Here is a 25,649-nt window from a genome sequence, read left to right as displayed (position 1 = left end):
CTCAGGCCGGTTCGCGCAGCAGGCTGCCGGAAAGCACGGCCGGATCGCGGATGATCTCGCCATAGCGCTTCAGGTGGTCGGCAGTAGTGCCGAACGTGTTTTCAATCGCATAGAGCCTTCGGAACCAGGCGCCGATTGGCATTTCCTCCGAAAAGCCCATGGCTCCGTGCAACTGGATCGCCTCCTGGGCAACGACGCGGGAAACTTTGCCGATCTTGGCCCTGGCCCCGGAAACGCCGCGGATGCGCATTGAACGCAGCGCATCAACGGAAAGCGTGGCGAGCAATGCCGAACCACGGGCTTCCTGGCATTTCACGGCCATCTCGGCCATGCGGTGCTGCAGCGCCTGGAAGGCGGCGAGCGGCTTGCCAAACTGCACGCGTTCCTTGGTGTAGGAAACAGTGGCATCGAGCAGCGCATCCATAATGCCGACCGCTTCGGAAGCGAGCGCGGCATTGGCGCGGTCATAAGCCGCTTCGATTTCGACGAGCGTGTTGTCGCCGTCGAGGAGAGCGGAGGCTGGCAGAGGGACATTATATAAAGAGAGATCGCAGGCGCGGCTGCCATCGACGAGCTTTGCTGTCTTGCGTGTGAGGCCTGCGGCATCGGCCGGGACGAGGAAGAGGCGGATATCTCCGTCGAGCTTTGCCGAGACGAGGAAGATGTCCGCTGCGGCTCCGCCAAGTACCAGCGGCTTTCCGCCGGAGAGCGCATAGCCGTCGCCGGTCCTCACGGCGGTCGCGGAAATATTGCCAAGGTCGAAACCGGTCTGCTTTTCCGCATGTGCGAGCGCCGGACGCGACGTGCCCGCGATCAGGCCGTCGAGGATTTCTGCCTTCTGGCTTTCCGTGCCGAGTTTTTCAATGAGACTTCCGGCAAGGATGACTGAGGCGAGGTAGGGCTCGACGACTAGCGCCCGGCCGATCGCTTCCATGATCAGCGAGATTTCGACCGCGCCGCCGCCAAGTCCGCCGTTTTCCTCGGAAAAGGGCAGCGCCAGCCAGCCGAGATCGGCCATCTCCGCCCAGATACCGGCGTCGAAGCCGTCATCGGAGGCGACGATTTTTGCCCGTTTATCGAAGTCGTAGCGCTCCTTCAGGAAGCGATCGGCGCTTTCCTTCAAGAGGAGCTGCTCGTCCGAATAATTCAGGTCCATGGTGATGTCTCTTGTTCGAGTGTGGTGGCTTGGCCAAGGCGCCCATCTCCCCTCGAGGGGAGGTCATCGCGAAGCGATGGGTAGGGGTGAAAGAGATCACCTCACACGATCATCCCCCCGGCGCTGCGTGCCGCCCCCCTCAAGGGGAAGTAACCTTCACTCCTCCCGCTTGTAAGCTCCATGCCCCGGGCGATAGGTCTTCGTATCCAGGAACTGCGACAGCCCCTTCTCCCGTCCCTTCTCCGGATCGACAAACGTCGTCTGGTCGGCTTTGGCGGTCAAATATTCCGCCGACTCTTCCCAGGTCATCTCACGCACATATTTATAGGCCATTCGTGCCTGACGGAGCACGGTCGGGTTCTTTTCGAGAAGCACGCGGGCGATTTCGACGGTGCGTTCGCGAAGCTTGTCGGCCGGCACCGCCTCGTTCACCAGGCCGAGCTGTTCGGCCATCTTGCCGCCAAACTTCTCGCCGGTCATCACGTAGTACATGGCCTTGCGATCGTTCATCAGGGTCGAGATCGCCTTGGACACGACGCCGCCGGGGATGACGCCCCAGTTGATTTCCGAAAGGCCGAAAACCGCATCTTCCGAAGCAATGGCGAGGTCGCAGCAGATCAGCGGCGTGAAGGCGCCGCCAAAACACCAGCCGTTGACCATGGCAATCGTCGGCTTGGCGTAGTGCATCAGGAGGCGCCATTGCCAGGCGCGGGTGGAACGGTAGGCGCGCATGCGCTTCACGTCCGAGACGCCGTCGGTGGCGCGGAAAAAGTCTTTCAGGTCCATGCCGGCGGAGAAGGCTTCGCCTTCGCCGGTGAGGATGATGACGCCGGCGCGGTCGTCGATTTCGAGTTCGTCGAGCACGCGGATCATGTCTTCCGCCAGGCCGACGCTCATGGCGTTGCGCTTGTCCGGGCGGTTCAGTTTCACCCAGGCAATGCCGTCCTCGAATTCGACCTTGACGTTTTCGCCGCCGATATCGCTTGCTTCAATGGCCATGATTAGTGCTCCTAAAACGCTCTTTCGCCTTACGATTGGCTGGTGAATTTGGTGACGAGGTAGGCTTCCATGCCTTCCGAACCGCCCTCGGAGCCGTAGCCGCTCTGCTTGACGCCGCCGAAGGGGGTTTCGGTCATGGAAATCGCATTGTTGTTGATGCCGACCATACCAGCCTCGATTGCGTCGCTGACCATGGTCGCGGTCTTGGCCGACTGGGTAAAGGCGTAGGAGGCAAGCCCGTAAGGCAGGCGGTTCGCCTGTTCGATCGCCTCCTCGAAAGTGGAGAAACGGGCGGTGACCGCGACCGGGCCGAACGGCTCTTCATTCATGATGATCGCGTCCTGCGGCACGTCGGCAAGCACCGTCGGCTGGAAGAAATAGCCGCGATTGCTGCCGCGTTCGCCGCCGGTGGCGATCCTTGCGCCGCGGCTGACAGCATCGGCCACCATGCGCTCCATGGCCGGCACGCGGCGGTTGTTGGCGAGTGGCCCCATCTGGTTTTCCGGATCGAGGCCGTCGCCGACCTTCAGCGCCGCAGCCGCCTTGGCGAAACCGTCGACAAACTTGTCGTGGACGCTGTCATGTACGTAGAAGCGGGTCGGCGAGATGCAGACCTGACCGGCATTGCGGTATTTAGCATGCACCATGACGCGGATAGCGTGGTCGATATCCGCATCCTCGAAGATCAGCACCGGTGCATGGCCGCCGAGTTCCATCGTGGCGCGTTTGACGCCTGCCTGCGCAGCGAGGACGGCAAGCTGCTTGCCGACATTGGTGGAGCCGGTAAACGTGATCTTGCGGATGCCGTCGGAGGCGATCAGGTGTTCGGAGACTTCGGCCGGCTTGCCGTGCACGACATTCAGCACGCCGTTCGGCAGGCCCGCATCCTGGAGTGCGCGGGCGATTTCAAGCACCGTCGAGGGCGTTTCCTCGGAAGGCTTGATGACCATGGTGCAGCCGGTCGCGAGTGCTGCGGAAATTTTTCGCGCCGGGATGACGCCCGGAAAGTTCCAGGGTGTGAAGCCGGCGACCGGGCCGACCGGCTCCCTGGTGACGAACCAGCGGGCGCCCGGCAGGCGGGAAGGAATGACGCGGCCATAGGTGCGGCGGCCCTCGTCCGCCGTCCAGTCGAGAATGTCGGCGGAGATGTGGATTTCCGGAATGGATTCGGAAAGCGGCTTGCCCTGATCGAGCGTCATGCGCCGGCCGAGTTCGGCGGCACGCTCGCGCAGGATATCTGCCGCCTTGCGGATGATCTTGGCGCGGTCGTAGGCCGTCGTGGTGCGCCAGGTCCTGAAGGCGCGGGAGGCCGCTGCGACGGCGCGATCCAGGTCTTCCGCCGTCGCATGCGGCAGCGCCGCGATCGGCTCGCCCGTCGCGGGATTGATGACGTCCTCGGTGACGCGGCCGTCCGCGCCAATCCATTCGCCATCGATGAAGAGCTTCAGTTCGCCATAGTATTGAATCTGCATCACGGTTTCCTCCCTCGTGACGGCTTTGAAATGTCGGAAGCGAGGACCTGAGCCCTCGCTCTTTTTCCCGGAGGTCCGCAACCTCTCCATCGTCATGCCCGGGCCTGTCCCGAGCCTCTGCCCAGATCAGACGTGGATAGATCCTCTGGATAAGCCCGAGGATGACGTCAGAAACCGACGGCACCTCTCCAAAAAATCGCAGCGAAAGCTGAGGCTCTCAGCGCATCACGAATAGCGCGTCGAGCGCGAGAACCCCGTCCCCCTCGCCATAGACAACCAGCGGGTTGATATCGACTTCGACGATCTCCGGTGTCGAACGCATCAGCGCGCCGAGCTTAACCACCACGTCGGCGATCGCCTCCACATCGCGGGCCGGTTGACCACGGAAGGGGCCAAGCAGTTTTGCCGCCTTCAGCTTGTGGATTTCGGCAATCGCCCGTTCGCGGCTGATGTCGGCCGACAGAAGACGGGCATCCGCCAGCGCCTCGATCCAGACGCCGCCCAAGCCCACGAGAACCGTCGGACCCCATTGGTCGCGCTTGGCGCCGACCACCATTTCGAGGCCCTGCCGCGCCATGCCTTCGATCAGCACGCCGTCAAGCGTCAGGCCCGGCTTATGGCTGGCGATACTGGCATACATCTTCTCATGCGCGGCACGCACCGCCGCCTCGTCGGCGAGGTTGACGACGACACCGCCGACATCGCTCTTGTGGGCAAGCTCCGCCGCCTGTGCCTTCATGACGACCGGATAGCCGATCCCGGCGGCGATCTTCACCGCCTCATCGGCATTTTTCGCCAGAGCGCCCTTAGGCGTCTGGATGCCAAGGTCGGAAAGGACGCGCTTGCCCTCATATTCGACCACCAGGCCGGAGGCCGGAACGTCCTTCAGCCGCTTACCTTCCGGTGCACGGTCCTTCGTGGCGGCGAGCGCGGCGGCATAGTTCATGACCACGGCCATCGCCCGCATGGCGCGTTCAGGCGAGCGGAAGAACGGAATGCCGCTGTCGCGCACCGCCTTCATGAAACACGGGTCGAGCGGGTAGTCGTCGCCTATGATGTTGAGGATGACCGGCTTTTCGGCGGTCGCAGCAACCGGAATGATCGCGTCCGACTTCTTGATCTGCATCGGCGGCGAACCACCCGCATGCGACAGGAAGACGATGCCGACATTCGGGTCCTTCAGCATGGCCGCGGTGGACGTACCGAAAATGCCGGGATTGGCAAAACCGGTCGTGCCGATATCGAACGGGTTATCGACATGCACATAGGGCGGCACGAGCGAAGTGAGCTCCGCATGAACCTCTTCCGAAAGCGTCGCGATCGGCAGGCCGACCCGTTCGCAGAAATCGAAGCAGAGGCCGCGGATTGCGCCGGAATTGGTCACGATACCGGCCTGGCCGGCAGGCGGCAGGGGATAGCGGGCAAGGATCGCGGTCACGTCGAACAGCTCGTCGGTCGTTTCGACCAGCGCGACCGCCTCGTTGCGGATGGCCGTCTGCATGGTGGCGTGGTCGCCGGCAAGAGCGCCGGTATGCGATTGAGCCGCCGCCTTGCCGCGCTCGCTGGAGCCCGGATGCAGCATGACAATCGGCTTGCCGAGTTCGCGGGCGCGGCGAGCGACAGCCAGGAATTTTTGCGGGTTCTTCACCTGCTCGACATAGACCGCGACAGCCGCGTTATCCTTGTCCTCGATCAGCCATGCAATAAGGTCTTCGGCGGCGAGCACCGCCTCGTTGCCTGTGGCGATCACATAGGAGACCGCGATCTCGCGGGAATGCATGGCGAAACGGATGTTGGCGGCCGTGGCGCCGCTCTGGGCGACGATCGCAATGCGCGAACGCTCGCCGACGCCGCGCAGATCGACCGGCTCGAAGGTGAGCGGAATGCCGTCGACATAGTTCGTATAGCCCATGCAGTTAGGCCCGAGCATGGCGATGCCCGCCTTGCGGCAGATCTCGGCAAGCTCATCCTGCTGTTTACGGCCCTCCTCGCCCGCTTCTGCGAAGCCCGACGAATAGACGATGACGCTCGCCACTTCCCGCTCGATGCAGGCGAGAACCGATTCCCTGATCGCCGCCTGCGGCACGATGAGGATGACCACGTCGACGCCTTTCGGCAGGTCGCCGATCGTCTTAACGCAGGGCCGGCCGTCGATCTCGTCGCGCGAGCGGCTGACGAGATAAAGGCCGCCCGAATATTTGAAGAGTTCGAGGTTCGCCAGCACGCCGCCGCCGATCGAGGCGGGATCGGGCGACGCGCCCACGATCGCGATGGACCGTGGGCGCAAGAGACGATCGAGGTCGAACGTCTTGGGAGAGGTGGTCGTGATATCGGACATGGTCGTCTCTTTAGTCGCGGCGGTAAGCACCCAGGCCCGGGCGGAAGGACTTTTCGTCCAGGAACTGGCTCATGCCGACATTGCGGCCGTTTTCCGGATCGCGAAGCTCCGTCTGGTCGGACTTCGCCATCAGATATTCGCCGGCCTGTTCCCAGCTCATGTCGCGGGTGAAGCGACATGCGGTCTTGGCCTGGCGCAGCACGAACGGATTCTTGCCGGTCAGCGTCATTGCAAGCTTGCGGGTCTCTTCTTTCAGGTCTTCCGGGGCGACGGCCTTGTTCACCAGCTTCATCTCGGCGGCCTGCCGCCCGTTAAAGGTCTCACCGGTCATGATATAGTACATCGCGTCGCGGAAGCTCATCGTCTCGAGCACCGACTTGGTGACGATGCCGGCCGGGATGATGCCCCAGTTGATCTCGGAAAGGCCGAAGATCGCTTCTTCCGAGGCAATGGCGAGGTCGCAGCCGACCAGGAACTGGAAGGCGCCACCAAAACACCAGCCGTTGACCATGGAGATGGTCGGCTTCGGATAATACATCATCCGGCGCCACTGCCAGGCGGCATTCGCCCGGAACAGGCGTTCGCGCTGGATCGGCGGCACCTTGTCGGTGGCGCGGAAATATTCCTTCAGATCCATGCCGGCAGAGAAGGATTCGCCGGCGCCGGTGACCACCATCACCTTGCAGCGTTCGTCCTCTTCCAGCGCGTCCATGATCGCGTTCATCTCCCAGACGATGCCGGGGTTGATCGCGTTGCGCTGCTTCGGCCGGTTGAGGGTCACCCAGGCGATGCCCTCGTCGAATTCCACGGTGACATATTCGCCCCACTTGCCCATTGTCTGCTCGGCGGCGGTGGATTCGGTCTGATTTTCCATAGCAATTTCTCCCTGCTGCGGGATTGAATATCAGGGACCCGAATATAGGTCAAGCGGCTTTCTGATCTAGCCTTTACGAAAGGAAATCCGCGTGAAGATTTGCTGAAATAAGGATTAACCGCGCCCCAGAAACGGCATTTCGACCGGCAGGATGATGCTTTCATAGAGGTTCACGTCGTCCGGAAGCGTCGCCATCAACACGACGATACGCGCCACGTCGAGCGGCATCATCGTTGCCGGGCGGACCTGGTCGGTAATGCCTGGGACCAGCGAGCTCACCGTGGAGCCTGGATGCACCATCGAGACGGCGATGCCGTGTTCGCGACCGTCGACGGCGAGTGAACGGGTGAGGCCTTCGAGCGCAAACTTGCTCGCCGTATAGGCGGCGGTGTGCGGGCGCGGCACCTTTGACGACAGGCTGCCCATATTGATGATGCGGCCGCGCTTTTGCTCGATCATCATGGTGAAGGCGGCGCGGCTGCAATAGAAGACCGAATGCAGGTTGGCGGCGATCACCTCATGCCAGCGCTCGTTGGTGAGTTTTTCGACCGCCGTGTGGTCGGCGATGCCGGCATTGTTGATGAGGATGTCGACCCGGCCGTATTTCTCCCTCACGCGGGCGAAGAGTTCGGAGACCTGTTCCTCGTCGGTCACGTCGGCCGGCACCACGAAGGCGCGGCCGCCTTCCGCCTCGATCTCGCCGGCAAGCTTTTCCAGCTTGTCGGCGCTGCGGGCGGCGAGCACGGTGATGGCGCCTTCGGCGGCGATCGCCTTGGCGATGCCCCAGCCGATCCCCGAGCTGGCGCCGGTGACGATGGCGATGCGGTCCTTGATCGAAATCATTTCAAAACTCCCCCTTAACAACTGCGCACTCAGGCGCGTGAAATTCCCTCGTAAAGCGCTTCGAGGCCTCGGCGGTCGCTGACGCCGAGCTTTCGGTAAGCGCGCTGACGGTAAGTGACGATACTCGATAGCGCGAGACCCACCTTTTCGGAAATCTCCCGGTGCGTGCGGCCAAGCAACAGCCCGGCAGAGACCTCGGCCTCGCGTCCGGACAAGGCATAACCCGCCTGCAGCAGACGGCCGGCGATCTCCTGGATCGGCGGATGCAATGGCGCCGTCTGCGGCCGTCCCTGCAGCCGCACATGCTTGACCAGCATCGCCATCAGGAGCGGCGCCGCCACCTCGATCCGTTCGACGGCGGAGATTGGAAACGGTCCGCTCTCGCGCGTCCGGTAAAGGCTGGCGAAGACCCGAGGCATGTCGGAATGATAAATGGTCAGCCGCTCCAGTACATGGGCTCGCTCATAACAGTCGCGGCGGTATTCAGGATCGCGGATACCGTTCCAGGCCTGACGCACCACCTGAACCTTGCGAGGGGTGGAAACCGCAGACAGCATCTGACGTGTCACCCGGTCACGCTGCCAATAGCGGCGGGCATAATCGAGCGAGGCACGCTCCGCAAAACCGGGGATTGTCGAGTGATAGCCACAGGCGAAAAGGTAGGTGAGCGATCCGTCTTCTTCCGCCTGGAAAGCGGAGCAGAAGTCGGTGCCCGCGAGCTTGCGGAGGATTTCCAGCAGTTTTTCGGGGAAGGCCGGCTCGCCAACCTCGTCCATCAGGGCGGCCATCATGGCCACGTTATCCGCATCAAGCGCAAGCATTGACGCCTCCCGCTGCCTTCATAAATCCGTTGTGTCCTGGTCTCTCCGAGGCATGTCCCCTCTCAAGGTGGACATCGGAGGAACGGCAAAGGCCTACCATCGAGGCCAATGCAACAAGCCTGGATATGGAGGAAAGACCATGGTTGACGCACCGAAGCTTCGTAAGCTTTATCACTTTTCCTACCCCTGCCGCGACGGCGAAGAGACCAGAAAGTTCTACGAGGACCTGCTTGGCCTGCCTTTGGTCAATTGCATGACCTCGGACCGCGTGCCTTCGACCGGTGAGGAAAAGCCCTACGCGCATTTCTTCTTCGAACTCGGCGACGGCTCCTACATGGCTTTCTTCGACCTCGGCGAAAACGTCATGCCGCTTCCCTCGCCGAACACTCCGGACTGGGTCCAGCACTTCGCCATGGAAGTTGACTCGGTCGAAGAGGTCCTGAAGTTCAAGAAGCGGCTGCAGGATGCCGGCGTGAAGACGACCGACGTCATCGACCATGAATTCATCAACTCGATCTACTTCTTTGACCCGAACGGCCTGCGCCTTGAGATCACCGCCCGCACGGAAGAGCCCGGCTATCTGGAACAGGCCGCGTCGGAAGCCCATGACGCCATGAAGGCGTGGGTGAAGAAGAAGGCCGGCATGATCGCCAACAAATCGGCCGCGGCTTGAGGCCTCCACCCGTTCGATGACGGGGCAACTGATGGGACGCGAAGTGGTAGGGCTGGCCGATCTCCCTCCTTGAGGGGGAGACGCCCGGGGGGGCAGAGGGGGGTGTCGCCCAGGCGCTTCAGTAACCTTTTCGCCCACAGCACTGTCGCTACCCCTCTCTATCACCTTCGGTGACATCTCCCCCTCAGAGGGGGAGATCAGAGGGAGCATGCGGCACCACTCGTCATCCTTATCTGCGATTGCCCCATTCCTGGAAGCGGACAAAGCACACGCACCACCGATCCAGCCTGGACGGTGGTGCTTTTCACTAAAGCTCACGGTCAAAACCTCCCGATGGTCCGGAGCCCGCCGCCGGCGAACTCCGGACGGCTGTCATGCCAACAATCCCTGCCGCTTGCTCCAGTCCACCACCCGATCGATGCAGGTTTTCAAGAGTTCCGGCTGGCCGAGATAGTAGTGGGTCGCATGCGGAATCGTCAGATATTCCTTGTTCGGCGTCGCGAGCGCTGCCCGGATCGCCGGATTGTGGGTCGCGGGGACCGCCTCGTCGGCATTGTTCTCGATCTGCAGCACCGGTGAGCGCTTGATCAGCGCAGCGTTCATCGGGCCCTTCGCGTTCGAGAGGTCGTAGCTCCACTGCGAAAGCCACGAACGCAGGGTGGTGAAGCGGGCAAGCCCGACCGGGCCGACATTCACCGTGCGTGGATCGCCCATGTAGCTCTTGCCGACCGGCCGGTCGTTCGGGTCGATTGTCGGATCGAACCAGCGCACGTCGCACATCGTGCGGTGGACAACAAAGGCGCGCTCCTGCTCCGGGCCGCCGCGGCGCTTGAGTTCCGCGAGCGTATCGAGCGCCCATTGGGTGATCTTGCGGTTGCGGGCGACCTGGGCGGCGCGGAAACGCTCAACGAATTCCTTCGTATAGGGCGACTGGTGCGGGCAATCCGGCGAATAGATATCGAATTCGGGATTGCGGACGTCCGGGTTCATTTCGTCGATGACCGAAGGGTCCAGCCATTCGGTCAGCGTTTCGGCGCGGGACAGATGCGCGGCGATGAAGATGACACCGTCGGCGGGCTTCAGGCCCGCTTCGACAAGGTTCACTTCGTCGCCGGCCGGGGTGTGGGTGATCGTCGGGTTCTCCGCCTGCGCCTGGTAGAACAGCGACAGCGAACCGCCCCCCGACCAGCCTACGAGGATGACCTTTTCATACCCGAGTTCGTTGCGCGCATGGTCCAACCACTTCCCAAGGTCGATCGCCACCTTCTCCATGATGAGGGCGGTATCGTTCTTCGGGTAGCGGCTGGCGGCGCAGAGCACATGCAGGCCCGCATCGGCGAGCGCCATCGGCATCGGCAGGAGCTGCAGCGTCGAGGTGGGGTGCATGAAGACATAGACCGTCTTCGATGGTGCATCGGCGGGCTTGAGCAACTGGCCTTCGAGGTTCACGCGCCCTGAATTGCCGGCAAAGCCATAGGTCTCGGTATATTTCGCCGTCTCCGGAAAGGAGACGATCAGCGGGATCCGCTGCCATTCCGCCCTGGTGTTCATGCTGTCCTACCCGTTATGCTTCGCCCGTCCGGCCGGCAGACCGGCGAACGGGCTTTGTGCGATTGAGCCGTGATCCGGGAGCGCCTAGGCGACAGCTTCCGGCGACCTCTGGCCTGTAGCGACCGGGACCTTGGTCGCGTCGTAGGTGAAGAGCCATTCGTAACGCTGCTTGATCTTGTCTTCCTGCCACTCGGCATTGACGTAATCTTCGGCGAGCTTGGGGTCCTTCAGCGCCGGATTGTGGAAGCGGCCGAGATTGCTTTCGGCGCCGCGCACGATCTTGCCAGTCCGCTCGACGCGGGCAGCTTCGTAGCCGGCGAAGGCGGTCTCGTAATCGCCGTTGTTCTCGGCGAGCGCGCGGGCGAGGATGAAGCCGTCCTCGATCGCCATCACCGCCCCCTGGGCGAGGAACGGCAGGGTCGGATGACAGGCGTCGCCGAGAAGCGTGACACGCCCCTTGGTCCATTTATCCATCGGCGGGCGCAGCATCAGCGCCCACTTGTAAGGCACGTCGATCGCCTTGATGAGCGTATGGACATCCTCGTGCCAGCCTTCATAGTCTGCAAGGCATTCTTCCGTCGTGCCGGCGACCGACCAGGATTCCACCTGCCAGTTCGAGCGTTCGACGACCGATACGTAGTTCATCAGCTCGCCGCGGCGCAGCAGGTATTGGATGACGTGGCCTCCAGGGCCGATCCAGTTGGTGGCGACCGGCCGCAGCATGCGCTTCGGCAGGCGCTCGACCGGGATGACGCCGCGCCAGGCGACGATGCCGGAAAATTTCGGATCGTCGCGACCGAACAGCGTCTCGCGAATCTTCGAATGCACACCATCGGCGCCGACCACGATATCGGACGTGGCGCTGGTGCCATCGGCGAAAGTGATCGTGACACCCTTTTCGTCCTGCTTAACGCCGACGCATTTCTTCGACAACTTGATGGCATCCGGTTTGATGCGGCGCACGCCCGCAGCCAGGACCTGATGCAGGTCGTTACGGTGAATGGTGATGTAAGGGAAGCCATAACGCTCGATGGAAAGCGGGCCGAGATCGAACAGCTTCCAGGTCTGTCCGGTGTTCCACAACCGGATTTCCTTGCCGTCCGCCTGGGCGGCAACGGACATGATGTCTTCTTCGAGCCCGAGCGCGAAGAGAATCCGCGTGCCATTGGCGCTGACCTGGATGCCCGCGCCGACTTCCTTCAATTCGACTGCCTGTTCATAGATGTCGACATCGAAACCCTGGCGGAGCAATGACAAGGCTGCCGTCAGGCCGCCAATCCCTCCCCCCACGAGTGAAATCTTCATACTCTATATCCTCTGAAATGCTGACGGATAGTCTCTCCGCGTCGCGTCCACCTGTCAACCATTTTTGATAAAGTATAATTGACTTTGTTCAAAACCAATTCCATATCGGATCGCCCGAAGCACCTTGAGATGGAAAAGCGCAACGAAAAGTTTCAGCATGTGGATCAAAAACCCGAAAGAATGTCTGGAAATTACACCTAAGATATATGGCTTCCTGATATCTTTGAGGTAAGATCGGAAAACACGGCTCGGTGTGCTATCAGATCGATAAAAGCTAGTGGCACCGGATTGACTGACAAGAGGGATGTCCTTGTATATAGTCAAATCTTGTTGTTCATAGACGAATTCAAGTCCGCGGGTTCGAGGCGCAGATTTAAATCGCATGCGTAATGACGGTTCGGTTTGTGAGAGAGTAGCGGGACCGGTTGACAGAGAAAGGTTTTCAGGGAGGAAACCATGGTAATCAAAAGTCCGCAGGACTTCGGCGCGGGCATATTGTTCATCCTCTTCGGCGCGATTGGCCTTTATGTCGGTTCGGATCTTACCTTCGGTTCGGCTCGCAACATGGGGCCGGGGTATTTCCCGATGATCATATGCGGCCTGATCGTGCTGATCGGCCTGATCGTCACGGCGAAGTCGCTCTCGCTCGAAGGTCCCCCTATCGAGCGTATCCAGTTCCGCCCGATCCTCTTCATCCTGCTGGCGATTGCCGCTTTCGGCCTTTTGATCGCGGAAGTCGGCGCAGTGATTTCGTCGATCCTGCTGATCCTTTTTGCCGCCTATGCGCGGCGGAACGTCAACTTGATCGAGACGGTGGTCTTCGCGGTTGGCACTGCCGCATTCGTCGTCATCATCTTCGTATACGCGCTTGGGCAGCCGATGCCCGTATGGTGGGGCAGGTAAGCCATGGAAGTTTTTGATCACCTCGCAACCGGCTTCATGGCGGCGGGCACGCTGGAAAACCTGCTTTTCTGTCTGATCGGTACCATCCTCGGCACGCTGATCGGTGTCCTCCCTGGCATCGGTCCCATCCCCGCGCTTGCCATCCTGCTGCCGATCACTTTCGGCCTGGATCCGCTCTCGTCGCTGATCATGCTTGCCGGCATCTATTATGGCGCTCAGTACGGCGGTTCGACCACTTCGATCCTGGTCAACATGCCGGGTGAAGCCTCTTCGGTCGTGACCTGTATCGAGGGACACCAGATGGCCCGCCGTGGGCGCGCCGGTGCAGCGCTTGCGATCGCCGCCCTTGGCTCGTTCTTCGCCGGCTGCGTCGGGACGGTGTTCATTGCCGCCTTCGGCCCGCCGCTTTCCGCGATTGCCCAGCAATTCAATTCGCCGGACTATTTCGCGCTCATGCTGCTCGGCCTCGTCATGGCGATCGTTCTCGCGCACGGCTCCGTGCTCAAGGCCGTCGCCATGGTACTCATGGGCCTCCTGCTCGGTCTCGTCGGCACGGACATCAACACCGGGCTGACCCGCTATACGTTCGGCCTCAACGGCCTGTGGGAAGGCATCGACTTCCTGCCGCTGGTTCTCGGGCTGTTCGGGATCGTGGAAATCATCCGAAATCTCGAAAACCCACCGCCGCCGCGCGAGACGATCAGCACGCGCCTGCGCGATCTCTGGCCGACCAGGAAGGAAATCAGGGAAGCCTATCCGGCGGCGTTGCGCGGCACCGGCCTTGGCTCGCTCCTCGGCATTTTGCCCGGCGGCGGCGCGGTCCTTGCCTCTTTCGCCAGCTATACGCTGGAGAAAAAGATTTCCAAAACCCCGCGCAAGTTCGGCACGGGCGCCGTCGAAGGTGTGGCAGGCCCGGAATCGGCCAACAACGCTGCCGCACAGACCTCGTTCATTCCGCTTCTGACGCTCGGGATTCCGTCGAACCCGATCATGGCGATCATGATGGGGGCGATGATCATCCAGGGCATCCAGCCGGGCGCGGCGGTCATGACCACGCGTCCAGACCTCTTTTGGGGCATGGTTGCCTCCATGTGGATCGGCAACCTGATGCTCGTCATCATCAACCTGCCGATGATTGGTATCTGGGTGAAGCTGCTATCGGTCCCGTACCGCCTGCTCTATCCGGCGATCCTGTTGTTCTGCGCGATCGGCGTTTATTCGACCAGCACCGAACCGTTCATGATGGTCTTGATGATCATCTTCACCGTCTTCGGCTACATCCTCTACAAGCTCGGCTGCGAACCGGCGCCGATGGTGCTCGGCTTCATCCTGGGCCCACTGATGGAGGAGAACCTCAGGCGTTCGCTGGTGATCTCGCGCGGCGATCCGATGATCTTCCTGGATCGTCCGATCTCCGCGACGCTTCTGGTCGCGACGGTCCTGATGATCGGTCTGATCGTCTTCCCGCAATTCCGGAAAACGCGCGAGGAGGCGTTCCAGGAGGAGTAAATATTTCGCACCATTTTGGAAGGAGGAGCCAAATGACTGCACAACATCCGAAACTGAAGCGACGCACCTTCGTAGCGGCGGCCATGGTGGCCGCCGCTCTGCCAGGTGTCTCGCTCGCCCAGTCCAATACCTATCCCAGCGATACGGTCACCTTCGTATGCGCCTTTCCGGCCGGTAGCGGCGCGGACGTCCTGGTCCGCTATTTTTCCGAAAAGGTGGCGGCGGTTGCGAAACAGACAGTGATCGTCGAGAACAAGCCGGGCGCCAACGGCAATATTGCCGCCGAATACGTCGCCCGCGCCAAGCCGGACGGCTATACGGTCTACGTTCATTCCGGAACATCGACTGCTGCGAACATGTCGCTGTTCAAGAAGCCGCCTATCGACGTGACCAAGGCGCTTCGTGGCGTCCAGTTCATCAACAAGCAGCCGTTCATGATCGTTGTCGCGGCCGATTCGCCGATCAAGGATGTCAATGAACTGACCCAGCATCTGAAAGCCAAGGGTGGCGACGCTACCTATGGCTCGACCGCCACGTCCGGCAAGGTGCTCGCCGAGGTCTACAAGCAACTCGCCGGTGTCGAAGCGACGGAAGTCTCCTATAAGACCGGTCCGGACTCGCTGAACGACATCGTCAGCGGCCAGCTCGACTTTGCCGCGCTCGATCCGGTTTTCGCGCTCAGCCAACACCGTGAAGGACGGGTTCGCATCCTTGCCGTCGGTTCCCCGCAGCGGATGAAATCGACGCCGGATATTCCGGCGCTCAAGGAATACGGCCTCGATGTCGACCAGCTCGGCTGGTGGGGAGTCTTCGTTCCGGCCCAAACCCCCGACGACATCGTCATGAAACTGAACGCGCTGTTCAGGCAAGTGCTCGACAAGCCGGAAACGGAAGCGTTCCTGAACAAGTTCGGGGGCGACGTCTATACGGGCACGCCCAAGGAGGTCGACGAACTTCTGGCCAAGACCGTCGAGGAGTGGCGCGGCTATGTGGCGACGGCGAAGATTCCGCAGAACTAGCTCGAGGACGCACGGCCTGCCAGACAGGCCTCGCGATCTTTGCGGACAAACCTGAGGAATGAATCCGGCATCGAGGGAGGACTACATGCCGATCAATACCGATATCACACGCCGAAGTCTCATGGTTCTGGCGGCCGCCGCCGCGTTGACCCATGCCGGCGCATTCGCACAGGATGCTTATCCGAATGGCCAGATCACCTTTATCTGCGCCTTCCCGGCCGGCAGCGGCGCTGATGTTCTTGTCCGCTTTTTCGCGGACAAGTTCGCCAAGGTTTCGGGCCAGACGGTCATCGTCGAAAACAAGCCGGGGGCGGCGGGCAATATCGCCGCGCAGTATACGGCCCGCGCCAGGCCTGACGGCTATACGATCTACGTCCACTCGGGCACATCGACGGCCGCCAACATGTCGCTCTTCAAGAACCCGCCGATCGATGTGGTGAAGGAACTGCAGACGACGTCCTTCATCAACAAGCAGGCTTTCATGTTCGTCGTTGCCTATGACAGCCCGATCAAGGACATGAAGGACCTGACGGCGATGCTGAAGCAGAAGGGCGCTAACGCCAGCTATGCGACGGCGGCAACATCCGGCAAGGTTCTTGGCGAAGTCTACAAGCAGGTCGCCGGCGTAGAGCCGGTCGAGGTGAGCTTCAAGGACGCCAAGGACTCGCTCAACGACATGCTGAGCGGAGCGATCGATTACGGCGTCCATGATCCGGTCTTCGCCCTCTCCCAGGCCAACGAGAAGCGTATGCGTATCCTGGCCACCGGTTCGCCGGTCCGGCTGAAATCGATTCCGGACATACCGACGGCCAAGGAGCAGGGTTACGATATCGACCAGCTCGGCTGGTGGGGCTCCTTCGTTCCGAAGGCGACGCCGCAGCCGATCGTCGCCAGGATCAACGCGCTGTTCAACGAAATCCTGGAACAGCCGGACACAGTAGCCTTCCTCGGCAAGTTCGGCGGCGACGTCTATATCGGCACGCCGGACGAGGGGCAGGCATTGCTCGCCAAGACCGTCGACGAGTGGAAAACTTATGTGGCTTTAGCCAAGATTCCACAAAATTAATCAACCGATTGGAAAGGCCCTCTCCGCATAGTGCCGGAGGGTCTTTCTCAGGTACCCTTACTAACCGCCATAGGAGATAAAAAATGAGAAAATGGCTTAAGAAGATCGCGCAAGCCACCGCCGCCATGGCGATGTTGTCGGTGGCGCAGATTACCCATGTCACTCCAGCCCAGGCTGCTTATCCGGACCAGACGATCACCTTCGTCTGCGCCTTCCCGGCCGGCAGCGGCGCCGATGTTCTCGTCCGGTATTTCGCGGACAAGGTTTCGAAGGTTGCGGGCGCCACGATCATTGTCGAAAACAAGCCGGGCGCAATGAGCAACATTGCCGCCGAATATACTGCCCGCTCCAAGCCGGACGGCTACACGATCTTCGTTCACTCCGGCAATTCGATCGCCGGTAACATGTGGATCATGAAGAAGCCGCCGATCGATGTCGCCAAGGACCTGATGACGATTGCCACCGTCAACAAGCAGGCCTTCATGATCGCCGTCGCCAAGGACGCGCCGTATAAGGACCTGAAGGAACTGACCGCCGCCATGAAGGAAAAGGGTGACGGCGGCTCCTACGCCGTCAACGCCACCTCGGGCAAGGTCATGGCCGAAGTCTACAAGCAGAAGGCCGGTCTCGACACGGTTGCCGTCCAGTACAAGACCGCCGCCGACTCTCTCAACGACATCACCAGCGGCGCGATGGACTTCGGTTCCTACGACCCGGTCTTTGCCCTTGCACAGCAGCGTGAAGGCCGATTCCGTCTTCTCGGCGTCGCCGCGCCGGAACGCATGAAGGGCGCCCCGGACATCCCGACGCTGAAAGAGCAGGGCTTCGATGTCGACCAGCTCGGCTGGTGGGGTGCCATGGTTGCCAAGGATACGCCGGAGGACATCACCACCAAGATCAACGGCTGGTTCAACACCGTTCTGCAGCAACCGGAAACCCAGAAGTTCCTGGGCGACCAGGGCGGCGACCCCTACATCTCCACGCCGGCCGAAGCCCAGGCCCTGATGGTGAAGACCGTCGCCGAGTGGAAGGACTACGTCGCGATCGCCCAGATTCCGCAGCAGTGAGGAGTGGTCCGGCGAAGCTGGAGAAATCGATCCAGTGAATCGATTTCAACGACGAACGCCCCGAACCTAAAAAGCGAGGGGCTGGTGCGCAGCTGAGGCCAGACAGAAGGAGCCGGCGGAAACGCCGGCTTTTTCATTGCGAGGCCTTGGATATCCTTGCTGCTATCCGTGGATGAATTTCCACGGGCTTACTTCATTTTCGATCGAAAGGGGCACTTCGATCAGCCATGGCCCGCCGCGGGTCATCGCCGTCTCGATCGCCTTGCGCAATTCGGCCGGGGCGCTCACGCGGGCGAAGTCCACGTGGAAAGCGGCGGCCAGCTTGCCGAAATCGGGATTCCTGAGCTCGGCGCCAATCAGCCGGCCGTTGAAATTCTGCTGCTGGTCGCGCTTGACGTTGCCGAAGGCCGAATTGTTGAAGACGACGGTGATGACGTCTATGCCGTATTGCGCGGCTGTCGCCAGCTCTTGCGCCGCGAACATGAAGCCGCCGTCGCCGGCGATCGACACGACCGGCACGTCCGGCCGTGTGACCTTGACGCCGAGCGCCGTCGGAAAGCCGAAACCGAGCGTGCCTTCGAAGCCCGTCGAGATGAAGGTGCGCGGCTCGTAGACCGGATAGCAGTACCAGGAGGCGAAGCCCGCCTGGCAAACCTCTTCCACCAGGATGCCGTCATCCGGCAGCGCCTGCCGGATCGCCTGAAGGTAGCCGTGATGCGGGCTGATCTCCTTGATGGCTTCAGCCGTTTCCACTCGGGCGCTGCGAATCGCGGCCTGCCAGTCCGGTGAGGCAATACGAGGCCCGATTTCTTCAAGCAGTGCAATAAGCGACGTCTTCGCCCGGCCCAGCACGCCGAGCGTGCCGGATATGCGGGTCAGTTCCTCCGCATCGATCTCCAACCGCACAACCGGGACTTCGGGCCGCGCCTGCCAGCGCCAGCTCGGCACCTCCAATCGTGTGCCGATGCCAATGATGCAATCGACGCTCGGCCAGAGCCTTCGCGCCTCGGCGATGGTGAGGCCGAGTTCATGGCGGTTGGAAACGACACCTCGGCCGGAACGGAAGCCAACCACCGGCGCATGCAGGAGTTCGGCAAGCCGGAGCACCTCGTCGCGCGACTCGAAACCGGCCGGCCCGACGAAAATCATCGGCCGCTGAGCCTTTTCGATAGCTCTTGCCGCCGCGCCGATCGCCACATCCGCGACCGGATCAGGATGCCGCTCCAGTGGCCGGACGATCTCGAACTCACCTTCTGCAGTAAACTGCTCCCAAGGCATTTCCACGGTCGCCGGGCCTGGTTTCAACGAGTGCATCTCGCGGAAGGCATGGGCGACGGCGGCGGAAACGTCCCCTGCCCTCTCGGCGCGCTCCGCGGACTTGGCGATGCCGGCAAGAGTGGCCCGCTGATCGCGCATTTCGTGCAGATGGCCACGGCCCTTGCCGAGAAAGGCGGTCGGCACCTGGCCGGTCAGGCAAAGCACCGGCTCGTTGCATCCCCAGGCTGTCAGCAAGGCGGCAGCGGTGTTCAGCACGCCGGGGCCGGGCACGACGGAATATACCCCCGCTTGGCCGGAGGCACGCGCATAGCCGAAAGCCATATAGGCGCAGGTCTGCTCGTGACGCGGCGTGATCACCCGCATCCCGTCGCGTTGAAGCGCATCAAACAGCCCATAGAGTTGGGCGCCCGGAATGCCGAAGACGGTGTTGACGCCATGTGCGCGCAGCGAAGCGGCGATCACATCGCCTCCGGTCATTGCCATCGATCAGATCCCCTTCCCAAGCCCCGTGATTACAATGTCTTACGCGGTGTCGGGTCGAGATTGAACAGCCTTGCCGCATTGAGGCCGAGGATATTGCGCTTGGCCTGTTCGGAGAGGAACGGCAGGTCGTAGATTTCCTGCGGCAGGTCGAAGTCGAAGTGCGGCCAGTCGGAAGCGAAGAGCAACTGCGTTTCCGCGTTGATCATGTCGAGCGTCAGTTCCAGCGCCTTCATGTTGGTCGTTTCCATCGGCTGGGTCGTATACCAGCAGCTCTCGCGCATGTATTCGCTCGGCAATTTTTTCAGTTGCGGCGCTTCGGAAGGCCGCATCAGATACTGGTCATCGAGACGCTGCATCAGGAAGGGGACCCAGGCTAGCCCGCTCTCCACCCAGATGCTTTTGAGCTTTGGAAAGCGCTCCGGAATGCCGTTGAGTATCCAGTTTGTCAGATGCACCATGTTGCACCAGACGAAGCCAAGCGCGTGCATGCCAAGGAAACGGTTGATGGTCGAAAGCGACTGATCCTGCCAGTGATAGGCGGCGTGGAAGGCGATCGGCAGATCGCGTTCCTGCAGCATCGAATAGACACGCATATAGTCGTTATGGTGGACCGGCTTGTGGCGCGTCGACGGCACGCAGAAGCCGATGACGCCGGGCTGGCCCGAAAATTCCTCGATGGTGCGCTCCGCCTCCTTGGGCACGTTGAAGGGCAGATAGGCGAGCGTCTTGATGCGGTCGTCCTTGGACAGCACCTTGTCGATCAGCCAGCGGTTATAGGCGCGGCCGAGATAGACCTCCATTTCCGGCTGCGGATGCAATCCGAGGGTCAGCATCGGCGTCGGGAAGAGAACCATGTAATCGACGCCGAGCGCGCTCATCGCTCGCCGGGTCAGCGTTACGTCCCGATGGATGCCGTCATCGACCTTTTCGCGAATACCCGCCTGGTGCGGAATGCGACCGCCGACATCCTGGTATTTCAGGCCCATGTCGCCGTTGAGACCATAGGATGCAGTGCCCATCTTCTCGTCGTGGAAGAGCATCGCCTGATGGCGGATGACCGGATCCTCGATATATTGCACCAGTTCGTGCCAGGAGATGGTCTCGGTGTGATGCGCATCCACGTCGCAGATCAGCCAGTCCTGGAAGCCGCGCCGCTTGGCGGCCTTCTCGGCATGCGCGAGGATGTCGCGCGTATCGGTGAAGACGTCGATCTCCTGCACCGGCAGTTCGTGGACGCGATCCTTGTTCAAAACATCCATGTTCGCCTCCTCCAGCGAAAGTGAGTGTGGATTTTGCTCCTAAAGCTCATCAGGCCGGCGCCGGTACCAGAGCGCCAGTTCCATCGGGCCGAGATGCAGGGCCCTCAGGATTTCCGACACGGCGGACAGCGCTTCGGTTGCGGTTACCGTCTCGTCGCGGGTGCCGGTGAGCGGCCTGAAGGTCCGCTCCTCGCCGTCGCTTTTCGCCACATAGAGCCGGATCGCCGCCGTCATCATCCGCGCGACCGCCTCGTCGGAAATCCGCGATGCCTCGCCGTTTTCCAAGAGTTCGGTCGTGGCCTTCTCGATCTCGGCCGTCGCGTCCTCGATCCAGCCATAAGGGTCGTTGCGCAGTTTCGGATCAGAGGACGACATAGACCTGACCCTCCCGGATCGCGAGTTCAGCACGGTGCAGGCGGTAGCGGCCCACAGGATTCCTGCCGGTCTCGAGGTTGAACTCCCAGCCGTGCCAGGGGCAGGCAACGTGCATGTTTCCCTCATTGTACTGAAGCGTACGCACCTCGCAGTTCTCATCGACCGGCTCGACCACCTCCGGATAGATGCGTCCCTGACAGATCGGCCCCTGCCGGTGTGGGCACATATTGTGCCAGGCGTGCAACGCGCCCTTCACCCGGAAGATGCCGATTTCCTTGTCGCCGCAAGCAACGACCTTGCGGCCGCCATCGACGATCTCATGTTCCGAACAAACCAGATATTCCGCCAAGGTTCTCCTCCCTTCCTTCGCGTGCACTTCAATATTATTGAAACAGTTCGCTTATATTGTATAAAGATGACCGCGAACGTCAAGCGGAGCGGGATATGGATATATCGGCAGATAAAGAAACGGCCCCGAGGGGTGCGGGCATCCAGTCGCTGGAAAAGGGCTTGCGTGTGCTGACGACAATCCAGCATGCGGGCCGTGCAATGCGGCTGAACGACATTGCCGCTGCGGCAGGGATGACGCCCAGTATGGCGCATGGTTATCTCGTCAGCCTCGTGCGCACCGGCTTTGTGGTCCAGGATCGAATTTCCGGCCTCTACGACCTCGGCGATGCGGCGCTGCAACTCGGGCTTGCCGCGCTTTCCCGCACCGACTTCCTGAGCCTCGCTCGCTCGACGATTTCGGAACTCGCGGCCGTACTTGGCGAGACGGTGACGCTTGCGGTGTGGAACGGTGACGCGCCGGTCGTGGTCGACAAGATCGAAGGCCGCTCGGACAGTGTCTACGAAATCAAGGTCGGTTCGCTCGTCCGCCTCTGGCCGACGGCGACGGGCCGCGCCTTCATGGCGCACCTTCCGCGGGACGAATGGGAGCCCCATCTGCACGCCATGATGCGGCAGGGCGGCGAGAGCGAGACCTCGATCGAGCGATTTATCGCCGATCTTCCGGGGGTACGCGAGAAAGGCTATGCCGCAACCTTGCCGGCCACGGTGCCGGATTTTTCCGCCATCGCTGTCCCCGTCTTCGATCATCGAGGACACTTGAAGGCGGTCCTCACCGTTCTCGGCCGGCAGGATGGCTTCGACATCACACCCACCGGCGCGCCGCTAACCGCTACGCTTCGCGCTGCGAAATCGCTTTCGCAGCGACTTGGCGCCTCAGTAAGTTGAGGGTTTCTACTCGGACCTGCTTGTGCCGCCGCACTTTCTCGGTTACCCGCTTATATAACCATTTGGAAATAAGGGATCACCGCACCAAGATGGCTGAAGACGTGAAGCCCAAAGACACACCTGCCGGCGAATGGGCGATGGACCATCCCCGCGCCATCTATTTCCTGAACCAGGCAAACCATGCAGTCCGCAGCCGGCTTGAAGCAGCACTTGCCCCCATGCAGATGACCGGCATTCAGTACACCGTGTTGAGCGTGATCGGTGCCCGCGACGGCTTGTCCTCCGCAGAACTTTCCCGCCGCTTCTTCGTCACACCGCAGACCATGAACGAATTGATCGGCAGCCTGCAGCGCCGTAACCTCATCACCCGCAAGGAAGATCCGGCCAATCGCCGCATCCTGCGCATGAGTCTGACGGCCGAAGGCAAGCGTATGATCAAAGCCTGCGATGCGGCGGCCGACACCATCGAACGCGATGTCTTCTCCTTCCTGCCGCAGGAAAGCTATCAGCAGTTCCGCGGTCTTTGCCGCCTTATTGCCCGCAACTTGCGTGAGCGCGACGAGACTTCGAAGGCAGAGTAATAAAGGCCATGTTACGCCTTGCGATTGCAGCGCCCTGCAGCTTCGCAAGTTTGAGTGCCGATATCTTACCAAACGTTAATTTGACGTAAGGTTATGCTCCGCTCTTAGCTTCCCGCCAGCCGCCATGACGGCGGTCAGAGGCTCGCATTCCTGGCTCGAGATTCGGGCCGCGAGCCTCGTCAATGCCTTGAAAGGCTAGCCCCAGGGAAACGTCGCGGTTTCCGTCATAGCCAGGATGCGGCATTCCTCGGCAGCCGCCCGTCCGGATCGATGACGATCAGGCTCGGTTCCCCCTGCCCATTCCAGCGCCAGAGCGCCACGCATGTGCCACCGGGTGACATGAAGGACGGGTAGACGACGCCGTCAAAGCCTTGGTCGACGAGCCTCTCTCTCAAGGCATGGGTCGCCGGCAACCGCCCGGCATCAAGGTCCGCCCGCCATTCACAGTGATGGATGGCTTCATTGACGCCGTGGTCCGCAAGCGCGGCCGGATCGATGAGGTTCGCCAGCCGTGCTCCTGTGAGCCGAAGCTGCGCGATCAGGGCCGGATGCTGCACGAAGCCCTGATTGTATTCGGCCCAGGCGGTGGAAAGCTCGCGGGCGGCATAGATGGTCGGCGACCCGACCGGGTTCCAGCGCCCGCCGAAGCGTGCTGCACCATCGCCGGAAAGCGGCGCATGCGCCCAGCGCGGCACATAAGCCCGCCAGAGGAACAGTGCCTCCTCTTCCGGTTCAGGCATAGACGCCGGAACGCACCGCCTCCAGATAGGCAAGCACCTTGTCAGCCTTGCCCTCGCCGACGAGGTCATAAGCCGTCTTGCCGGCCCAGCCGGGGATCGGCTGATGCTTGAACCAGATTGCGGCGCGGTTCTCGTCGCCGGCCATCTCGCTCGCCATGGCGAGAATGCGGACGACGGGAGAGAGTGCGAGGTCGACCTTGCGTGCGCCGCTTTTGGCGGTCAGCGTGTTGCGGGCGACGCCGATCAGCTTTGCCAACTCGACCTGCGTCACGCCGAGCAATTCGGAAACACGCCGCGCAGAGAGGAAAGAGGAGTGCGCCTCACTGAAGGAGGCAGCGCTCATTTCGAATGCATGTGCAGTCATTGGACCAATCCTGATACAGACTTAAGCATTTCATGCTCAATATGAGTTCAAATCGTGTCAGTTTCAAGTCTGCCCGGTTCCGCGGCGCCTCGATCAATCGGAGTTGAGTTTTGCGGATCGGTTTGCCGCTCTACATAGAGCTTCGGCTGGATCAGGCTGGCCGGGCCAAGGAGGATTTCAGTTTGCAGTTCCATCGTATCGTTATGTCTTTCGCCGTGCTGCTCGCACTTTCCGCGCCGGTCTTTGCGCAACAGGACCACGGCGGAGACGAGCGCCCTGAACGCGCCCGCCAGGCGGAACAACCGACATCCGGCGGCATTTTCAGCCTGATCCCGGCCGATTCCACGACCGAGCATGTCTTCAAGGCGCCTTCCGGCGAACTGCCCTATACAGCGACTGTCGGCACACTCGACCTTTTCGGACAGGACGGGAACCGCACAGCCAAGATCTTCTATACCGCCTATGTTGCCAAGAACCGTACCGCCGGCCGGCCGCTCACCTTCGCCTTCAACGGTGGGCCGGGGGCTGCTTCGGCCTATTTGCATCTGGGGCTGATCGGCCCGAGAATTCTCGAATTCGGCGCGAGCAGCGACAACGGCACGACGCCGGAGCTCAGGGACAATCCCGAAAGCTGGCTTGCATTCACCGATCTGGTGCTGATCGATCCGGTCGGCACAGGCTGGAGCCGGGCGGCGAGTGATGATGCAGCCCGGAGTTTCTACGGTGTGCGGCAGGATGCCGAAAGCCTCGCGAAGGCGATCGCTCTCTACGCTCAGAAGACCAACCGGCTCGATGCGCCGAAATACCTGCTCGGCGAGAGTTATGGCGGGTTTCGTGCCGCCAAAGTGGCCGCGTCACTCAGAAATACCCAAGGCATCCTGACTTCCGGCATCATCATGCTCTCGCCATTGATCGAGGGGCGTTTTCTTGCCAATTCGGATGATCCGCTCAGCGCCGCCTTGCAGCTTCCTTCCCTCGCGGCTGGCAAGTTGGAGCAACGCAATCAGTTTACCCCGGAAAAGCTTGCCGAGGCCGAACGTTTCGCCATGGGCGATTATCTCGTCGCGCTGGCAGGCCCCTCCCCCGGCGGTCCGGCCGCCGATGCGCTTTACGGCCGTGTGGCCGAGCTTACCGGCATTCCGCAGGATGTGGTGGCTCGCACGCGCGGCTTCGTGGGTGATGTCTACGCCAAGCAGATGGGTGGACCTGGCAGGATAATCAGTCCCTATGATGCGTCCTATGCGGTGCCGGATGCCTATCCGGAAGACGTCAATAACCGCAACGACGATCCCATCCTCGACGGCTATACGCGCGCCTACGGCGCTGCCTTTGCGGCCTATGCCCGTAACGAACTCAGGTTTTCAACCGAGATGACCTACAATCTCCTCAATGAGGATGTGAACCGCCGCTGGGAATGGAATGGCAGCCGCGGCGGTGATAGCCGATCCCTTGCCGGCGCTTCCACCGACATCCGCGACCTGCTCTCCGTCATCCCGACCTTCCGGCTGATGATCGCGCATGGCTACAGCGACGCGCTGACACCCTATGGCGCGAGCCGCTACGTCATCGACCATCTGCCGCCCGAGCTCGCCGCCGGTCGCGCCGAGCTGAAGACCTATCGCGGCGGACACATGTTCTACACAAAGCCGGAGTCCCGGAAGAGCTTTGCTGCGGATGTGAGGACGTTCTACGAGGCGAACGCGACCGATTGAACGCTTATCGGAGGCCGATTGTCCT

Annotated in this window: 24 protein-coding genes; 9 read left to right on the top strand and 15 right to left on the bottom strand. The window is 61.5% G+C overall.

The annotated features are described in order from the left end of the window. Position 1 precedes the first annotated feature (1 nt). The 7 genes from QEO92_RS29755 to QEO92_RS29725 form a co-directional block, all read right to left on the bottom strand. Positions 2–1,156 carry an acyl-CoA dehydrogenase family protein gene (locus QEO92_RS29755; protein WP_227705689.1) on the bottom strand — a complete coding sequence of 385 codons (1,155 nt, stop codon included), beginning with the start codon at positions 1,154–1,156 and terminating at the stop codon, positions 2–4. Between the two features lie 156 nt (positions 1,157–1,312). Then, positions 1,313–2,155 (bottom strand): p-hydroxycinnamoyl CoA hydratase/lyase, encoded by an 843-nt coding sequence (locus QEO92_RS29750; RefSeq protein WP_227705688.1) that lies wholly within the window; start codon positions 2,153–2,155, stop codon positions 1,313–1,315. A 29-nt stretch (positions 2,156–2,184) separates the two neighbouring features. Then, a complete protein-coding gene (locus QEO92_RS29745; protein ID WP_227705687.1) occupies positions 2,185–3,627 on the bottom strand; it encodes an NAD-dependent succinate-semialdehyde dehydrogenase in 1,443 nt (480 codons plus the stop codon). 217 nt (positions 3,628–3,844) lie between these two features. Beyond that, a complete protein-coding gene (locus tag QEO92_RS29740; protein ID WP_227705686.1) occupies positions 3,845–5,965 on the bottom strand; it encodes an acetate--CoA ligase family protein in 2,121 nt (706 codons plus the stop codon). 10 nt (positions 5,966–5,975) lie between these two features. Further along, the gene (locus tag QEO92_RS29735; protein ID WP_081952632.1) at positions 5,976–6,839 is read right to left on the bottom strand and encodes a p-hydroxycinnamoyl CoA hydratase/lyase; all 864 of its coding nucleotides are present in this window, start codon (positions 6,837–6,839) and stop codon (positions 5,976–5,978) included. Between the two features lie 114 nt (positions 6,840–6,953). Next, positions 6,954–7,682, bottom strand: coding sequence for an SDR family oxidoreductase (locus tag QEO92_RS29730; RefSeq protein WP_227705685.1), 729 nt, complete (start codon positions 7,680–7,682; stop codon positions 6,954–6,956). 29 nt (positions 7,683–7,711) lie between these two features. Continuing rightward, positions 7,712–8,503 (bottom strand): helix-turn-helix transcriptional regulator, encoded by a 792-nt coding sequence (locus tag QEO92_RS29725; RefSeq protein WP_227705684.1) that lies wholly within the window; start codon positions 8,501–8,503, stop codon positions 7,712–7,714. Between the two features lie 139 nt (positions 8,504–8,642). Here QEO92_RS29725 and QEO92_RS29720 point away from each other — a divergent pair, with 139 nt between their 5' ends. After that, positions 8,643–9,176: a VOC family protein gene (locus QEO92_RS29720; RefSeq protein ID WP_210054856.1), complete on the top strand. Its 534-nt coding sequence runs from the start codon at positions 8,643–8,645 to the stop codon at positions 9,174–9,176. A 372-nt stretch (positions 9,177–9,548) separates the two neighbouring features. On the opposite strand, the gene QEO92_RS29715 is transcribed toward QEO92_RS29720, so the two are convergent. Then, positions 9,549–10,727: an alpha/beta hydrolase gene (locus tag QEO92_RS29715; protein ID WP_227705683.1), complete on the bottom strand. Its 1,179-nt coding sequence runs from the start codon at positions 10,725–10,727 to the stop codon at positions 9,549–9,551. Between the two features lie 84 nt (positions 10,728–10,811). Beyond that, on the bottom strand, positions 10,812–12,032 hold the full coding sequence (locus QEO92_RS29710; protein WP_227705682.1) for an FAD-dependent monooxygenase: 1,221 nt from the start codon (positions 12,030–12,032) through the stop codon (positions 10,812–10,814). A 456-nt stretch (positions 12,033–12,488) separates the two neighbouring features. On the opposite strand from QEO92_RS29710, the gene QEO92_RS29705 reads away from it, so the two are divergent. From QEO92_RS29705 to QEO92_RS29685, 5 genes are all read left to right on the top strand, one after another. Further along, the gene (locus QEO92_RS29705; RefSeq protein ID WP_037145228.1) at positions 12,489–12,935 is read left to right on the top strand and encodes a tripartite tricarboxylate transporter TctB family protein; all 447 of its coding nucleotides are present in this window, start codon (positions 12,489–12,491) and stop codon (positions 12,933–12,935) included. Between the two features lie 3 nt (positions 12,936–12,938). Continuing rightward, positions 12,939–14,444, top strand: a complete 1,506-nt coding sequence (locus QEO92_RS29700; RefSeq protein ID WP_037145226.1) for a tripartite tricarboxylate transporter permease — start codon at positions 12,939–12,941, stop codon at positions 14,442–14,444. Between the two features lie 32 nt (positions 14,445–14,476). Further along, the gene (locus tag QEO92_RS29695; RefSeq protein WP_227705681.1) at positions 14,477–15,463 is read left to right on the top strand and encodes a Bug family tripartite tricarboxylate transporter substrate binding protein; all 987 of its coding nucleotides are present in this window, start codon (positions 14,477–14,479) and stop codon (positions 15,461–15,463) included. Positions 15,464–15,548: 85 nt separating this feature from the next. Then, positions 15,549–16,529 (top strand): Bug family tripartite tricarboxylate transporter substrate binding protein, encoded by a 981-nt coding sequence (locus QEO92_RS29690; protein ID WP_227705680.1) that lies wholly within the window; start codon positions 15,549–15,551, stop codon positions 16,527–16,529. Positions 16,530–16,612: 83 nt separating this feature from the next. Next, entirely contained in the window at positions 16,613–17,596 is a 984-nt protein-coding gene (locus QEO92_RS29685) for a Bug family tripartite tricarboxylate transporter substrate binding protein (protein ID WP_227705679.1), read from the top strand. Positions 17,597–17,758: 162 nt separating this feature from the next. Here the strand turns inward: QEO92_RS29685 and QEO92_RS29680 are convergent, their stop codons facing one another. The 4 genes from QEO92_RS29680 to QEO92_RS29665 are packed head-to-tail and all read right to left on the bottom strand — an operon-like array spanning position 17,759 to position 21,340. Next, the gene (locus QEO92_RS29680; protein ID WP_037145214.1) at positions 17,759–19,357 is read right to left on the bottom strand and encodes a thiamine pyrophosphate-dependent enzyme; all 1,599 of its coding nucleotides are present in this window, start codon (positions 19,355–19,357) and stop codon (positions 17,759–17,761) included. Positions 19,358–19,386: 29 nt separating this feature from the next. Further along, entirely contained in the window at positions 19,387–20,616 is a 1,230-nt protein-coding gene (locus QEO92_RS29675) for an amidohydrolase family protein (RefSeq protein ID WP_037145212.1), read from the bottom strand. Positions 20,617–20,655: 39 nt separating this feature from the next. Beyond that, on the bottom strand, positions 20,656–20,991 hold the full coding sequence (locus QEO92_RS29670; protein WP_227705678.1) for a hypothetical protein: 336 nt from the start codon (positions 20,989–20,991) through the stop codon (positions 20,656–20,658). Next, positions 20,978–21,340, bottom strand: coding sequence for a Rieske (2Fe-2S) protein (locus tag QEO92_RS29665; protein ID WP_037145206.1), 363 nt, complete (start codon positions 21,338–21,340; stop codon positions 20,978–20,980). The genes QEO92_RS29670 and QEO92_RS29665 overlap by 14 nt, the downstream gene beginning before the upstream one ends. Positions 21,341–21,435: 95 nt before the next feature. On the opposite strand from QEO92_RS29665, the gene QEO92_RS29660 reads away from it, so the two are divergent. Both QEO92_RS29660 and QEO92_RS29655 read left to right on the top strand, forming a co-directional pair. Continuing rightward, positions 21,436–22,227 carry an IclR family transcriptional regulator gene (locus tag QEO92_RS29660; RefSeq protein WP_227705677.1) on the top strand — a complete coding sequence of 264 codons (792 nt, stop codon included), beginning with the start codon at positions 21,436–21,438 and terminating at the stop codon, positions 22,225–22,227. 89 nt (positions 22,228–22,316) lie between these two features. Beyond that, complete coding sequence (locus QEO92_RS29655; RefSeq protein ID WP_227705676.1) at positions 22,317–22,808, top strand: MarR family winged helix-turn-helix transcriptional regulator; 492 nt, start codon at positions 22,317–22,319, stop codon at positions 22,806–22,808. Between the two features lie 224 nt (positions 22,809–23,032). Here QEO92_RS29655 and QEO92_RS29650 read toward each other — a convergent pair whose 3' ends face one another. Together QEO92_RS29650 and QEO92_RS29645 are read right to left on the bottom strand one after the other, a co-directional pair. Further along, positions 23,033–23,548, bottom strand: coding sequence for an RES family NAD+ phosphorylase (locus QEO92_RS29650; RefSeq protein WP_037145197.1), 516 nt, complete (start codon positions 23,546–23,548; stop codon positions 23,033–23,035). Further along, on the bottom strand, positions 23,541–23,912 hold the full coding sequence (locus QEO92_RS29645) for an antitoxin Xre/MbcA/ParS toxin-binding domain-containing protein (RefSeq protein WP_037145195.1): 372 nt from the start codon (positions 23,910–23,912) through the stop codon (positions 23,541–23,543). Before QEO92_RS29645 ends, QEO92_RS29650 begins: the two co-directional genes overlap by 8 nt. 203 nt (positions 23,913–24,115) lie before the next feature. On the opposite strand from QEO92_RS29645, the gene QEO92_RS29640 reads away from it, so the two are divergent. Beyond that, positions 24,116–25,624 carry a S10 family peptidase gene (locus QEO92_RS29640; protein ID WP_407722196.1) on the top strand — a complete coding sequence of 503 codons (1,509 nt, stop codon included), beginning with the start codon at positions 24,116–24,118 and terminating at the stop codon, positions 25,622–25,624. Positions 25,625–25,649 lie beyond the last annotated feature (25 nt).

The organism is Neorhizobium petrolearium, from assembly GCF_029854435.1.
Taxonomy (GTDB): Bacteria; Pseudomonadota; Alphaproteobacteria; order Rhizobiales; family Rhizobiaceae; genus Neorhizobium; species Neorhizobium petrolearium.
The sequence above is the reverse complement of the archived record's forward strand: the minus strand, read 5'-3'. Positions and strand labels throughout refer to the sequence as shown.

Bases quoted from the DNA above. Each gene is read 5' to 3' on its own strand.
- QEO92_RS29755 (WP_227705689.1), bottom strand. From the start codon at position 1,156: ATGGACCTGAATTATTCGGACGAGCAGCTCCTCTTGAAGGAAAGCGCC.
- QEO92_RS29750 (WP_227705688.1), bottom strand. From the start codon at position 2,155: ATGGCCATTGAAGCAAGCGATATCGGCGGCGAAAACGTCAAGGTCGAA.
- QEO92_RS29745 (WP_227705687.1), bottom strand. From the start codon at position 3,627: ATGCAGATTCAATACTATGGCGAACTGAAGCTCTTCATCGATGGCGAA.
- QEO92_RS29740 (WP_227705686.1), bottom strand. From the start codon at position 5,965: ATGTCCGATATCACGACCACCTCTCCCAAGACGTTCGACCTCGATCGT.
- QEO92_RS29735 (WP_081952632.1), bottom strand. From the start codon at position 6,839: ATGGAAAATCAGACCGAATCCACCGCCGCCGAGCAGACAATGGGCAAG.
- QEO92_RS29730 (WP_227705685.1), bottom strand. From the start codon at position 7,682: ATGATTTCGATCAAGGACCGCATCGCCATCGTCACCGGCGCCAGCTCG.
- QEO92_RS29725 (WP_227705684.1), bottom strand. From the start codon at position 8,503: ATGCTTGCGCTTGATGCGGATAACGTGGCCATGATGGCCGCCCTGATG.
- QEO92_RS29720 (WP_210054856.1), top strand. From the start codon at position 8,643: ATGGTTGACGCACCGAAGCTTCGTAAGCTTTATCACTTTTCCTACCCC.
- QEO92_RS29715 (WP_227705683.1), bottom strand. From the start codon at position 10,727: ATGAACACCAGGGCGGAATGGCAGCGGATCCCGCTGATCGTCTCCTTT.
- QEO92_RS29710 (WP_227705682.1), bottom strand. From the start codon at position 12,032: ATGAAGATTTCACTCGTGGGGGGAGGGATTGGCGGCCTGACGGCAGCC.
- QEO92_RS29705 (WP_037145228.1), top strand. From the start codon at position 12,489: ATGGTAATCAAAAGTCCGCAGGACTTCGGCGCGGGCATATTGTTCATC.
- QEO92_RS29700 (WP_037145226.1), top strand. From the start codon at position 12,939: ATGGAAGTTTTTGATCACCTCGCAACCGGCTTCATGGCGGCGGGCACG.
- QEO92_RS29695 (WP_227705681.1), top strand. From the start codon at position 14,477: ATGACTGCACAACATCCGAAACTGAAGCGACGCACCTTCGTAGCGGCG.
- QEO92_RS29690 (WP_227705680.1), top strand. From the start codon at position 15,549: ATGCCGATCAATACCGATATCACACGCCGAAGTCTCATGGTTCTGGCG.
- QEO92_RS29685 (WP_227705679.1), top strand. From the start codon at position 16,613: ATGAGAAAATGGCTTAAGAAGATCGCGCAAGCCACCGCCGCCATGGCG.
- QEO92_RS29680 (WP_037145214.1), bottom strand. From the start codon at position 19,357: ATGGCAATGACCGGAGGCGATGTGATCGCCGCTTCGCTGCGCGCACAT.
- QEO92_RS29675 (WP_037145212.1), bottom strand. From the start codon at position 20,616: ATGGATGTTTTGAACAAGGATCGCGTCCACGAACTGCCGGTGCAGGAG.
- QEO92_RS29670 (WP_227705678.1), bottom strand. From the start codon at position 20,991: ATGTCGTCCTCTGATCCGAAACTGCGCAACGACCCTTATGGCTGGATC.
- QEO92_RS29660 (WP_227705677.1), top strand. From the start codon at position 21,436: ATGGATATATCGGCAGATAAAGAAACGGCCCCGAGGGGTGCGGGCATC.
- QEO92_RS29655 (WP_227705676.1), top strand. From the start codon at position 22,317: ATGGCTGAAGACGTGAAGCCCAAAGACACACCTGCCGGCGAATGGGCG.
- QEO92_RS29650 (WP_037145197.1), bottom strand. From the start codon at position 23,548: ATGCCTGAACCGGAAGAGGAGGCACTGTTCCTCTGGCGGGCTTATGTG.
- QEO92_RS29645 (WP_037145195.1), bottom strand. From the start codon at position 23,912: ATGACTGCACATGCATTCGAAATGAGCGCTGCCTCCTTCAGTGAGGCG.
- QEO92_RS29640 (WP_407722196.1), top strand. From the start codon at position 24,116: ATGTCTTTCGCCGTGCTGCTCGCACTTTCCGCGCCGGTCTTTGCGCAA.